Source organism: Micromonospora sp. NPDC049679 (genome assembly GCF_040659735.1).
GTDB lineage: Bacteria > Actinomycetota > Actinomycetes > Mycobacteriales > Micromonosporaceae > Micromonospora_I.
Map to the genome: position 1 here is coordinate 24,505 of NZ_JBFANZ010000017.1, position 12,926 is coordinate 37,430.

General features: G+C 71.1%; 10 protein-coding genes. 7 read left to right on the plus strand and 3 right to left on the minus strand.

The genetic code is table 11. The annotated features are described in order from the left end of the window. Positions 1–39 precede the first annotated feature (39 nt). Entirely contained in the window at positions 40–273 is a 234-nt protein-coding gene (locus AB0J06_RS13465; RefSeq protein ID WP_357428057.1) for a hypothetical protein, read from the minus strand. A 220-nt stretch (positions 274–493) separates the two neighbouring features. Between AB0J06_RS13465 and AB0J06_RS13470 the strand changes: the two genes are divergently transcribed. The 3 genes from AB0J06_RS13470 (at position 494) to AB0J06_RS13480 (ending at position 5,361) form a co-directional block, all read left to right on the plus strand. Beyond that, the gene (locus AB0J06_RS13470) at positions 494–2,104 is read left to right on the plus strand and encodes a S8 family serine peptidase (RefSeq protein WP_357428059.1); all 1,611 of its coding nucleotides are present in this window, start codon (positions 494–496) and stop codon (positions 2,102–2,104) included. A gap of 294 nt (positions 2,105–2,398) precedes the next feature. Next, a complete protein-coding gene (locus AB0J06_RS13475) occupies positions 2,399–4,900 on the plus strand; it encodes a bifunctional diguanylate cyclase/phosphodiesterase (protein ID WP_357428061.1) in 2,502 nt (833 codons plus the stop codon). Between the two features lie 29 nt (positions 4,901–4,929). Then, the gene (locus AB0J06_RS13480; protein WP_357428063.1) at positions 4,930–5,361 is read left to right on the plus strand and encodes a response regulator; all 432 of its coding nucleotides are present in this window, start codon (positions 4,930–4,932) and stop codon (positions 5,359–5,361) included. Here AB0J06_RS13480 and AB0J06_RS13485 read toward each other — a convergent pair. Then, entirely contained in the window at positions 5,323–7,647 is a 2,325-nt protein-coding gene (locus AB0J06_RS13485; RefSeq protein WP_357428065.1) for a PAS domain S-box protein, read from the minus strand. The genes AB0J06_RS13480 and AB0J06_RS13485 overlap by 39 nt on opposite strands. A gap of 196 nt (positions 7,648–7,843) precedes the next feature. Between AB0J06_RS13485 and AB0J06_RS13490 the strand changes: the two genes are divergently transcribed. The 4 genes from AB0J06_RS13490 to nhaA all read left to right on the plus strand — a co-directional run bounded on the left by AB0J06_RS13490 (position 7,844) and on the right by nhaA (position 12,018). Next, positions 7,844–8,125 (plus strand): DNRLRE domain-containing protein, encoded by a 282-nt coding sequence (locus tag AB0J06_RS13490; RefSeq protein ID WP_357428067.1) that lies wholly within the window; start codon positions 7,844–7,846, stop codon positions 8,123–8,125. Next, positions 8,122–8,601, plus strand: coding sequence for a hypothetical protein (locus tag AB0J06_RS13495; protein ID WP_357428069.1), 480 nt, complete (start codon positions 8,122–8,124; stop codon positions 8,599–8,601). The genes AB0J06_RS13490 and AB0J06_RS13495 overlap by 4 nt, the downstream gene beginning before the upstream one ends. 165 nt (positions 8,602–8,766) lie before the next feature. Then, positions 8,767–10,509, plus strand: coding sequence for an ATP-binding protein (locus AB0J06_RS13500; protein WP_357428071.1), 1,743 nt, complete (start codon positions 8,767–8,769; stop codon positions 10,507–10,509). Positions 10,510–10,641: 132 nt separating this feature from the next. Beyond that, positions 10,642–12,018 (plus strand): Na+/H+ antiporter NhaA, encoded by a 1,377-nt coding sequence (nhaA, locus tag AB0J06_RS13505; RefSeq protein ID WP_357428073.1) that lies wholly within the window; start codon positions 10,642–10,644, stop codon positions 12,016–12,018. Between the two features lie 64 nt (positions 12,019–12,082). On the opposite strand, the gene AB0J06_RS13510 is transcribed toward nhaA, so the two are convergent. Next, entirely contained in the window at positions 12,083–12,901 is an 819-nt protein-coding gene (locus AB0J06_RS13510) for an NmrA family NAD(P)-binding protein (protein WP_357428075.1), read from the minus strand. Between the last annotated feature and the right edge of the window lie 25 nt (positions 12,902–12,926).

Sequence of the window (12,926 nt, forward strand, 5' to 3'; positions counted from 1 at the left end):
CCAGCTCAACGGCGCGCGTGGCGTCGCCGCCGAGCCCCGCTACCGCGTCAGCTGACTGGCCCCGGTCCAGTCGAATCCGTCTTCGAGGATGATCAGACGAGCCGTGCGCACGATCCTGTCCGCGTGCCGGTTGGCGTGATGCCCGCAGAACGTCAGTTCTCCGCCGTTCGCCAGCCGCAGGCCGAGTCTCGCGGCGGCGCCGCAGCCATCGCACTGGTCCTGTACGGACGGCACGACCTCGACCTGTGGTGACGGGACCAGCACGGGCCTCATGGGGCCTCCTCGTTCCGGGATCCGATCCAACTCTCGGGAGATCGGCGCGGACCGCGCGGGGGTTAGCCGATTCGGCGCGCGCGGATGTGTCATGCGCCTCCGCCGCGTCGCAGGGCCGGTTGCGGCCACGGCGGCAACCGTCCGGCAACCGACCTGAACCCGGACGGATCCCCACGAGCCGCAGGATCGGGGCCACCGATCCCGACCGGCGGAGGAACTGATGGCGCACGACCGACGCATCCGGCTGGTGACGCGCTCCGTCCTCGTCGGCGCCGTGACGCTGCTGGGCCTGAACACGGCCGTGCTTCCCGCATCGGCCGACCCGACGGGACCGGCGATCCTGCAGGAGGGCGCGGCCGGCGCGGTGAAGGACAGTTACATCGTCGTGTTCCGGGCCGACGCTCCCGAGTTTCGCCGCGCCGCCGTAGCGGCGGGGGAGCTGAGCCGCCGGTACGGCGCTGCCGTACGCCGCTCGTTCACCGCCAGCGTACGTGGCTTCTCCGCGACCATGCCGAGGTCCGCCGCCCGGCGGCTCGCCGGGGACCCGTCGGTGGCCTACGTGGAGCAGGACCGGCTGGTGCGGCTGGATGGCGCCCAGGCGGACCCGCCGTGGGGGCTCGACCGGCTGGATCAGCGTGACCTTCCGCTGTCCCGGTCGTACACCACCCCCCGCTCCGTCGGGGTGACCGCGTACGTATTGGACACCGGAATCCGGACCAGCCACCGTGACTTCGGCGGCCGGGCCAGGTACGGCTGGGACTTCGTGGACAACGCCGCGACCGGCGGCGACTGCAACGGCCACGGCACACACGTCGCGGGCACGATCGGCGGCACCACGTACGGCGTCGCCAAGGACGTCAGCCTGGTCGCCGTCCGGGTGCTGGACTGCACGGGCTACGGCAGGTACTCGCAGATCATCGCGGGGGTCGACTGGGTCACCGCCCACGCGGTGAAGCCGGCCGTGGCCAACATGAGCCTCGGTGGCCCGGGCAGCACAGCTCTCGACGACGCGGTGCGCCGCTCCGTCCAGTCCGGTGTGACGTACGCGGTCTCGGCCGGCAACGACAACGTCGACGCCTGCACCCAGTCCCCGGCGCGGGCCGCGGTGGCCATCACGGTCGGCGCGACGGACCGCAACGACGTCCGCGCCTCCTTCTCCAACTACGGCCGGTGCCTCGATCTGTTCGCACCCGGCGTGCAGATCGCGTCGGCGGGTCACGCGTCCGACACCGCGGTCGCCACCAAGAGCGGCACGTCCATGTCGTCGCCGCACGTCGCCGGCGCCGCGGCGCTCCTGCTCTCGGCGAAACCCGGCGCGACCCCGGCGCAGGTGCAGGCGTCGCTCTCCGCCGCCGCGACGACCGGCAAGGTCGGCGAGGCCGGGACGGGTTCGGCGAATCTGTTGCTCCGCGCGCCCGCCCCGGCGGCTCCCGCTTCCGCTCCCGCTCCGGTGGTGGTCAAGAAGCCGCCGGCCCCGCCCCGCCGTTGTGGTCCGTTCACGGCCGGGAAGAAGATGAACATCAGGGACTTCCGCACCGTCAGCAGTTCGGCGCGGGTCGCAGGTTGCTCCGGCAAGGCGGCGAAGACCAGCAAGGTGCAGGTGCGCATCAAGCACACGCACCGGGGCAGCCTGCAGATCGACCTGGTGGCGCCGGACCGCTCGGTCTACCGCCTCAAGAGCACGCGCCGCTACGACTCGAAGAACAATCTGTACGTCACCTACACCGTCAACCTGTCCCGCGAATACCGGAACGGGACCTGGACGTTGCGGGTACGGGACACCGCGCGCTGGAACAGCGGGCAACTGGTCGCCTGGACGTTCACTCCGTGACCCCGCCCGAGCGTTGGCCGGCGATGTGCGCCGTCCGAGTGTGACGTACGCCGCCCGTGCCCGGGCCGGGTGGGCTGACCTCGACGTCGGTGGGCTTGACTCGCCTTTTCAGTGTCGGAACCCACCGTTCAGCCGATGATCTCGAACCAGAGATGTGATCCCGATCTGCACCTGATTGCCCAAAATTGACTCGCTGATCGTGATTTCCTGATATCCGGCGTCGCAGAAAGCGTTTGCCAACTGACTACGTGCGCGCTGCGCCCTGCCGCCGCATCAGTGGCTGTAGGAGGAACCATGGTTGTCGCGGCCTCCGGTCGGCGGGTGCGAGCGGTGGCCCGTTGGGCGGTCCCCGCGGGGCCCGTGCGGCGGTTGCTCGCCGTCGAGGCGCTGCTCGGTCTGGTCGCGCTGCTGGCTCCCCGGACGATGCGCGAGTTCGTGACGCTGACCATGGCCGCGATCGCCATCGGCGCGATGGTCGTGGGCGTCCGACGGCACCGACCCGCCCCGGCGGCCGGGTGGTGGGTGCTGCTGGCCAGTGCGGTGACGACCTTCGTCGGAGTGGCCGCGGTGCCGGTGATCCATTCCCGCACCGGGCGGATCGAGGTCCTCACCGGCGTCCCCGGCATCCTGTTCATGGTGACGCACGTGCTGGTGATCGCCGGCCTGGCCCTGGTCGGCAGGCCCGCCGGCCGTCGCCGCGGCTGTGCCGACCTGCTCGACGCGTCGGCGGTGGCCGCAGCCGTGTTCCCGTTGCTCTGGGTGCTCGTCATCGCGCCCGCGCTCGCCGCCGAGGGCTTCTCGATGACCGGGGCGCTCGCGTTCCCCTTCGCCAATCTGCTGACCATGATCCTGGCTGTCCGGCTGGTCTTCGCCGGCGGTCTGCGTCACCGGGCGGCGGTCTGGCTGCTGCTCGGCGCGGGCGCGCTGCTGGCGTTGAACATCAGCCTGCTGGCGGGCCCGTTGCTGCACGGCGAGGCGCAGCCCAGCACGGCGGCCGCCCTGCTGTGGGTGGGCCATCCGGTCGCGTTCGGGCTCGCCGGCCTGTGTCGGTCCACCGCACAGGGTTCGGCCGCCACGCCGCCCCGGGAGCCGGCGATCTCACTGCCCCGGCTGGTGCTGCTGGGCCTGCTCGCCATGGTCGTGCCGCTGGTCTGCGTGATCGCCTACTACCGGTCGGCGCGGGACGGGCTGACGTGGGCCGACTACAACGCGCTGGCGTTTCTCGGTCCGCTGGTCGTGGTGGCGTTCCTGCTCGTGGGGAGGCTGTTCGTGATCGCGCGGCTGGCGCAGCAGCGGGCCGCCGAGCTCGGTCGTCAGGCGCGCGCGCTGGCCGAGGCCGCCCGCGCGCAGGAGGCGCTGCAGCAGCAGCTCACCTACCGCGCGCTGCACGACCCGCTCACCGGGCTGGCCAACCGGGTGGTGTTGGCCGAGCGGCTCGAGTGGGCGCTGTCCCGGCAGGGCGGCACGGGACGGCACGCGCTCCTCGTGCTCGACCTCGACGGCTTCAAGGACGTCAACGACGATCTTGGCCATCCGGTGGGCGACGAGGTGCTGATCGCGACCGCGCACCGGCTGCTCGGGCTGGTGCCGCAAGGGGGCACGCTCGCGCGGCTGGGCGGCGACGAGTTCGCGGTGCTGCTCGAGGATGTGCACGGTGACCAGGCGATGGCCGGTGCCGAGGAGATCCTGGCGGCGCTGCGCCGCCCCTTCGACATCGCGGCGGGGCAACTGTTCCTGACGACCAGCATCGGGCTGCTGCTGGCTGACACGGCCGACGGCCAGACGACGGCCTCCACCGCGCTGCGGGACGCGGATCTGGCGCTGAACGCCGCGAAGCGCGCCGGCAAGGACCGCGTGGTCGCCTTCCAGCCCGCGATCCGCGAAGCCCGGTTGGGCCACAGCCGACTCAGCGCCGCACTGCGCCGGGCGGTCACCAACGGCGAATTCACCGTGCATTACCAGCCCCTCGTCGACCTCAACACCCGCGAGACCCACGCGGTCGAGGCGCTCGTGCGCTGGATTCCGCCGGAGGGTCCGCCGGTGCCGCCGGGGGAGTTCATCCCGGTCGCCGAGGAGACCGGTCTCATCAAGGAGATCGGCGCGTGGGTGCTGCGGCGGGCATGCCTGGACGCCCGTGCCTGGTACGCGGCGGCCGGCGTCGCCGTCTCGGTGAACGTCTCCGGGCGCCAGCTCGTCGAACCCGGATTCGCCGACGTCGTCATCGACGCGATCACCTCGGCCGGGCTGCCGGGGCCGGCGCTGATCCTCGAGATCACCGAGACCAGCCTCATCGCGACCGCCACCGTGGCCACCGCCGCCGCCCAGCTGAACGAGCTGCGCAAGCGGGGCGTGCGGGTGGCCATCGACGACTTCGGCACCGGCTACTCGTCGCTGTCGTACCTCGCCCAGCTGCCGGTCGACATTCTGAAGATCGACAGCTCGTTCACCCGGCACGGCGAACGCCTCGACTTCGGCCCCGACGACTGGCCCTTCGCGCGGGCGATCGTCGCGTTGGGGCACGGCCTCAACCTCACGACGGTGGCCGAGGGGATCGAGACGGTCGAGCAGGCCGAAGCGCTCCGTGGGCTGCGCTGCCAGTTGGCGCAGGGGTATTTCTTCTCCCGGCCGGTGCCCGCCGAGGTCATCGACGGGCTGATCTCCGCACCGCTGCCGCAGGAACCCGAGGCCGCGGCGCAGTTCCGGATCGCGTCGCACCCGCGCCCCGCGCAGTGCTCAGCGGAAACGGAACTGAACGATGTTCCGAAAAACGAAGATTCCCTGGTCCGGGGGGCCTAACGTCGACAGGTATGACCGAAGGAGGGTCGGTGCCTGATTACTCGAGTTTCCCGTTCCCGGCGACCGTGCTGGTTGTCGACGACGAGGACGACCTGCGCGAAGCCATGCGCCGCATGTTGGATCGGCGGGGCTTCCAGACGTTGGTGGCCGCCGGCCCGGTGGAGGCGGAGTCGCTCTGCGAGCACTACGACGGCGTGATCGACGTCCTGCTGACCGATCTCGGTATGCCGGCCGCCTCCGGCGGTGACCTGGCCCGCACTCTGACCCGGATGCGCCCGGAGCTGCGGGTGGTCTACGTGTCCGGGCTGCCGAAGGAGGTCGCTGTCGACAAGGGCCTGCTCGGCCCCGCAGACCCGCTGCTGCAGAAGCCGTTCACGTTCGACGCGCTGGTCACCGCCGTACGGGACATGCTGATGGTGAGGTCACCCGCGGTGGTCGAGAACGCCGCGGACTGCGGCTAGCAGCTCGGTCTCCGAGAACGGCTTCTCCACCAGGCGCACGCCGGGATCGAGCGTGCCCTGCTCGGCGAGCACCGGTCGCGCGTACCCGGACATATAGAGCACGCGGGCCGACGGGCGGAGCGCGGTAACCCGGCCGGCGACGTCCTTGCCGAGCATCTGCGGCATCACCACGTCGGTGAGCAGCAGGTGGATCGACCCGTCGTGCCGTTGTGCCAGCTCCACCGCCTCGACGCCGCCCGACGCCGTCATCACGTCGTACCCGTTGCGGTGCAGGATCCGGTGCGTCACCTCGCGCATCGCGTCCTCGTCCTCCACGACGAGGATGGTCTCACCGCCTCCCGTCCGCGGGCTCGGACTCGGCCGCTCCTCGATGACGGGGAGCTCGCTGGTCGCGGGGATGAACGCCGTGATGGTCGTGCCGAAGCCTGGTTCGGAGTAGATCTGCGCGGTCCCGCCGGTCTGGGCGAGGATGCCGTAGACGGTGGCCAGTCCCAGACCCGTGCCGGCACCCTTCGGCTTGGTGGTGAAGAAGGGCTCGAACGCGCGGCGGGCGACGTCGCTCGTCATGCCCCGGCCGGTGTCGCTGACCCGGAGTTGGACGTAGCGGCCGGGGTGCAGTCCGGGGACCCGCACGTCCATCTCCTTGTCCACCACGACGTTCCTGGTCTCGATGGTCAACGTGCCGCCGCCCGGCATCGCGTCGCGGGCGTTGACGGCGAGGTTGACCAGGACCTGCTCGAGCTGGCCCGGGTCCGCCTTGACCGCCCACAGGTCGGGCGCGAGCGTGGCCGCGAGGCGTACGTGTTCGCCGATCGTCCGGCACAGCAACTGCTCGACCTCGATGACCACCTCGTTGACGTCGAGCACGCGCGGACGGGTCACCTCCTGCCGCCCGAACGCGAGCAGCTGATGGGTGAGCGCGGTGGCGCGGTCGGCGGCGCGTTGGATCTGGGCGACGTCCCGCGCGACCGGCTTCCACCGTTCGGCGTCGTCGAGCTCCGCGGCGTCGAGCTCCTCGGCGACGAAGGCCGTGTAGTTGAGGATCACGGCGAGCAGATTGTTGAAGTCGTGTGCCACGCCGCCCGCCAGCTGGCCGAGGCTCTCCAGACGCTGCGACTGCTGCAACCGGCTTTCCAGACGTTCCCGTTCGGCCTGGGCCATCAGCCGCTCGCGCTCCGCCTGTGCCTCCAACCGGTCGGTCACGTCCCGGACCGCGGCCAGGACGATCGAGCCGTCCTGGGTCTGGAGCGCGCTGAGGCTGATCTCGACCGGGATTTCACTCCCGTCGCGCCGGCGCGCGCGCAGTTGCCGGCCGGCGCCCATCGGGCGGGGGACGGGGTCGGCGATGTAGCGGTCGCGGTGGCGGTCGTGGATGCCCTGCGCCGCCCCGGGCACCAGGATCTCCACCGTCTCGCCGATCAGCTGTTCGCGGGCGTATCCGAAGAGCCGCTCCGCCTGCGGGTTCGCCAACACGATCCGGCCGTCGGGCTCCACACCCACGATGGCGTCCGGCGCGGCTTCCAGCAGTCCCTGGAATTTTGCCTCGGCGAGCTCCTCGTCGGTGAGGTCCCGTGACATCGAGGCGGCCCCGACGACGACACCGCGGGGGTCGATGATCGGCGATACGGTCAACGAGACTTTGATCGTCTTCCCGTCCCGGCGGACCCGTTCCGTGCGCGTACGCCGCAGTCGTTCGCCGTCCGCGATCCGCCGCAGCAGCTGCCGCTCGGCATCGTGCTGCGCCGGTGGCACGAGGAGGAGAACGTCCCTGCCGAGGACGTCCGCCTCGCGGTAGCCGTAGATCTCCTCCGCGGCGGGGTTCCAGCTGGTGATCACACCGTCGAGGGTGTGACTCATGATCGCTTCCTGCGAGGACTGGACGAGCGACGCCAGCCGCGCCTGCGCCTCGGCCGCCTGTCGTCGCTCCGTGACGTCCCGGATGACGGCGGCGACCAGCAGCTCGTCTTCGGTGTCCACTACGGAGAGCGAGACCTCGGCGGGGAACTCGGCCCCGCTCTTGCGTCGTCCGGACAGCTCCATCTGCGTCATCGGGCGGGGCCGCTGGTCGGCCAGGAACTTGTCGCGGTAGGTCGGATGGATCGCCCGGATCGAGTCGGGAACCAGGATCTCCACGGGTTGCCCGATCAGTTCGTCGCGCCGGTATCCGAACAGCCGCTCGGTCTCGGCGTTGACGAGCGTGATGAGGCCGTCCGCGGTGACCACGACGACGGCGTCGGGTGCCGCTTCGAGCAGGCCCTGCGAGCGCTTCGGCACGACGGTGACCATCCAGGGGAGAAGAGCTGAGGGGTGGATTATTCCACAAAAGGGATGAACTGCGCGGGCCGATCGGCCGGCTCCCCCTCATCCGAATCGCGAATCCCGCCCCTGTGTCCGAAGCCGCCGCACCCGTCCCGAACATCGACCTGCTCTCCCTGCGAAGGACCGTCGTCCTCGACCGGCCGGCATCGGCTCGGCCGCCGCGGTGGCGACCCAGGAGTTGGGGGTCCGGGCGAGCGACGACAGCTACACGTCGACCGCGCGCAGGAGCTACAACGGCGGACAGGCGACGAAGCTGGAGGTCGGCCGGATCGGCCGCGACACCAGGGTCACGTACCTCAAGTTCACGGTCGGCAAGCTCGGCAGCGGGGCCAGCGTGGCCGGCGCCCAACTGCGACTGGTGACCGACGGACGCGCGCTGCCCGGCACGCTCACCCTGGCACGGGTCGCCGACACGAAGTGGACGGAGAAGACCGTCACCGCGTGACCAACGCGGTCAGCGTCGTGGCGTACCTGGGCAACGAGAAGTGGATGGCCCAGCCGTGGTGGGCCGACCTCTACCCCGGTGACGACGTGGTCCACTGGATCGGGCTGGACTCCTATGCCAACGCCGAGCCCGGTCAGTACCACTACGGCAACTTCGCCGCCCTGCTCGACCGGGCACCGACCGGCGGTGGCACCGGCTTCTACGACTGGGCGACCCGCCACCACCCGGGTAAGCCGATCATGGTTGCCGAATGGGGCGTCTACCACAGCACCACCAGGACCGCCCCGAAGGCGGCGATCTACGGCAGCGTCGTGCCCGAGCTGAGGAAACGCCCGGCGATCATGGCCCTGGTCTACTTCGACACCGTCCGGGACGACACCGGCGACCGCAACATCAGCGTCGAGAGCACCCCCGAGGGGCTCGCCGCGTTCCGGCGGCTGGCCGCCGATCCGATATTCGCCGTCCGGCTCCGCTGAGCCGGGCCGCGTCGTGGCGGGCCCGCCGGCCATCGGTGGGCGGGTCCGTCGCTCTGTGGTGGTCACAGTCAGCCAACGGGTGTTGCGTCGTGTGGCCTGCGTCGGTAAAACCGCTATTCTTCTGATGTGCCCCTTACCGTCGCCCGGAGGCGTTTTTGCCCTGAATTGCGCGGGCGATGGAACTGGCTGGCGTACTGCCTGACCGGTGCCGTCGCCGTGCTCGGGCTGGCGACCTCGGGTGTGCTGGCCGTCGTGCTGAAACAACAACAGGACCGGTATGTCGCGCACGCTCTCGCCCGGCGCGCCGAACTCGTCCAGGCGACCGTCTCCGCCGAGACCGGCCGCTACGTCGACGTGCTGCAGGACCTCGCCGTCGCCGTGGCCGCGCAGAGCTCACTGACCGCCGCCGACTTCACCCACATCACCTCGACGGTCACCGCGCAGCGCCTCTCCGGGGTGACCGGGGTGTCGCTCGTGGTCCCCTCCGAAGGTGACGGGGTCGCCGCGGTGCAGGCGCAGTGGCGCAAGCGCGGAGCGAAGGACCTCGCACTCCGGCCGGCCGTCAACACCGGACGACAGCACCGCTTCGCGGTGCTCACCCGCAACCTCGTCGCGACGCCCGTGCTGGCGGGGCAGGACCTGGCCGAGGCACCGGAGTCCTATGAGGCCATGGACCGGGCCGCCCGCACCGGCAAGGTCGCCGTCACCCGGACGTACGTGTTCCTCCGCGACCGCGTGCTCCCGGCCGAGCAGCAACAGACGTCGTTCGCCTTCGCCGCGCCGATCTACGAGACGCGCGGCGGCGACCTCACCGGCTGGCTCGTCATGGGTATGCGGGGACAGGACTTCCTCTCCCGTGCGCTCGAGAGCATCTCGCAGGGACTGGTCGAGGTCGCGCTCTTCGACCGGTCCACACCGCAGGGACATGTCCCGGTCGCCCGGTGGCCGAGGGGCCAACTCGAGAACCCGACCATGTCCCACACCGTCTCCGTCCAGGTCGCCCAGCGGAGGTGGGAGCTCGTCGCGTACGGGACAGAGCAGCTCGGGGAGCGTCGCGGTTACCTGCCCGCCGGTGCGGCGGGCGCGGGGGGCCTGATCACGCTCCTGCTGACCGGACTGGTGCTGAGCCTGGCGACCTCTCGGCAGCGCGCGCTGGTCCGGGTGGCCGCGGCGACCGCGGCCCTGCAGGCGGACATCGACCGTCGGGAGGAGACCGAACGGCAGTTGCGGCAGCGCGACGCCGAGCTGCGCGGGTTCGTGGCGATGGCGACCCACGACCTACGGGGGCCGCTGGCCAGCGCGACCGCGCACACCGAGCTCCTCACCGACCAGGTTCAGGCGGCGTTCGACGAGGAGGGCCGCGAGGACCTGCGCCGCATCAAGCGGGGACTCGGGCAGATGAGTGAGCTCATCGAGGATCTGCTCGTCTACGCGACCGCGGACGCCGCGCCGTTGCGACAGAGTGAGGTGGACCTCAACGCCCTTGTCCGCGACGTGGTGCTGGACCGCATCGCCGCCACCATCCCGCCCACCCACGTCCGGGTCGGCACGCTCCCCACCGTGGTCGGTGACGCGGGGCTTCTCCGCCAACTGCTCGACAACCTCGTGGGTAACGCGATCAAGTACGCCGCGGCCGGAGCCGTACCGGATATCGAGATCAGCGCGAGCGCGGACGGGGACGGCGCGCACCGTATCGAGATCGCGGACCGGGGGATCGGCATACCGGAAGCACACCACGCGACCGTCTTCGACGCCTTCCACCGCGCTCCGGGAAGCGAAGGGCGCGCCGGGACCGGCCTCGGCCTCGCCATCTGCCGCCGGGTGGTCACCCGGCACGGCGGCACGATCGGCGTGACCGGAAACCAGGGTGGCGGGACGCGCATCTGGTTCACTCTGCCGTCGCGCTGACGCACGGGCCCGCGTATCGGCGTTGTCGCGATCGGCGGGCGCCCCCGACCTCGGATAGTGTGATCACCGGTGTGCCGGGAAGCCTGGTCGGCGGCACGTTCATGCTGACCAGTGACAAGGGGACCGACCGTCGTGACCGACCCGACTCCGATCGTGCCCGGCCCCGTGCGGCGGCTCTTCCACCGACCGTCCCTGCGTGAGGCGCGGTACGTCGCCGACATCCTGCGCACCGAAACCGTCGGTGGCGGGTTGCTGCTGTTCGCCGCGGTCGTCGGGCTCATCTGGGCCAACTCGCCCTGGGCGGGCAGCTACACGGCGCTCGGCAGGTACGTGCCGTGGCCGGGCGGCGAGCGGTTCCACCTCGCCCTGACCCTCTCGCAATGGGCCGCCGACGGACTGCTGGCGATCTTCTTCTTCGTGGTCGGGCTGGAGCTCAAGCGCGAGTTCATCGCCGGCGACCTCCGCGATCCCCGGCGCGCGGTGCTGCCGGTCATCGCCGCCGTGGGGGGCATGACGCTGCCCGCGGTCATCTACGTGTTGACCAACCTGAGCGCCGGCGGCGACGCCCTACGGGGCTGGGCGATCCCCACCGCGACGGACATCGCGTTCGCCCTGGCCGTGCTCGCGGTGATCAGCTCGCACCTGCCCCACGGCCTGCGCGCCTTCCTGCTCACCCTGGCCGTCGTCGACGACCTGCTCGCGATCACGATCATCGCGATCTTCTACACCACTCATTTCGAGTTCCTGCCCCTGGTGGCCGCGCTCGTGCCGATCGGCCTCTTCGCTCTGCTGGTCCGGCGCCGCAGGAGCTGGTGGTGGCTGCTCATCCCGCTCGCGGTGGCCGCCTGGGCCCTCGTACACGCCTCCGGGGTGCACGCCACCGTGGCCGGAGTGCTGCTCGGGTTCACCGTGCCGGTCCGACCCCGGAAGGAGAAGCAGCCCGACCTGGATCAGCAGACCGGGATGGCTGAGCAGACCGGGATGGCTGAGCAGACCGGGATGGCTGAGCACTTCGAGCACGTGTGGCGTCCGGTCTCGGCGGGCGTCGCCGTGCCGGTCTTCGCGTTCTTCGCCGCCGGGGTCTCGCTCCGGGAGGCCGGCCTCACCACGATGCTGACCGAACCGGTGGCGGTCGGGGTGGCCTCCGGTCTGGTCGTCGGCAAGCTCGTGGGGGTGCTCGGCTCCACCTACCTGGTCGCCCGGTTCACCCGGGCCGAACTCGCCGAGGACCTCACCTGGACCGACATGCTCGGTGTCGCGCTGCTCGCCGGGATCGGCTTCACCGTCTCCCTGCTCATCGGCGAACTCGCCTTCGGCGCCGACAGCGACCGCGACGGGCAGGTCAAGACGGCCGTGCTGGTCGGCTCCACCATCTCCGCGCTGCTCGCCTCGCTGGTGCTCGTCCGGCGCAACGCGGCCTACCGCCGCCTGCACGAGGAGGAGACGCGCGACGCGGATGGCGATGGCATTCCCGACGTCTACCAACGCCCCCCTGATTCATCCGCGTGATCAGGGAGTACGCCGTGTGGCGAGCGTCCCGCCCCCTGATCATCGCCGTCGCCTGTGCGGCGGCCTACGCGCTGAGCGCGGCGCGGACGGTCTCGCGCAGCCCGGTCGGCGGGCGGCCCAGCAGCGCCTCCAGTTGACGGGGCTCCTGTTGCAGTTCGCCGGCGAGGATCGCCGCGTAGATCGGGCTCATCGGACCGGTCTCGGCGAGTTCGACCGGACGGTGCGCCACCGGCGTCCCGGAAACCTCGGTGAGCACCTCGGCGAGTTCGGGAAACGTCCAGCCCGGTCCGGCGAGCTCGTACGCCCGGTTGTCGTGCCCCTTGCCCACCAGCACCGCGGCGGCGGCGTGGGCGAGGTCCTCCCGGGTCGCCGTGTTCAACCGGTGGTTCCCCGCCGCCGAGGTGATCTCGCCGGCCGTGACCGCCGCGGTCAGCCCGGGATTGACGAAGACCTCCGTGTAGAAGGAGTTGCGGAGGAACGTGTAGATCAGGGCGGACTCGGCGATGGCCTTCTCGGTCGCCACGTGGGCTCCGGCGAGTGGCAGCTCGGAGGTGGGCGCGCCGAGGAAACTCGTGTAGACCACGTGCCCCACCCCGGCGTCCGCAGCGGCGGCCACCACGTTCTGGTGCTGGAGCACGCGGATCTCCTCCTCGATCACCGGTGACGACACGAAGAGGAGACGGTCGGCGCCGACGAAGGCGGCACGGAGAGCGGCGGGGTCGTCGTACTCGCCGCGGTGAACCCGGACCCCGATCGTGGCGAGCCCGGCGGCGCGTGCCGGCTCGCGGACGACGATGGCGAAACCATCCGGACCGACCGAGTCGATCAGATCCGCGACCACGGTGCGGCCGAGCGCGCCGGTCGCTCCCGTGACGACGATCATGATCGCTGCTCCTTCGGCCGAAAGC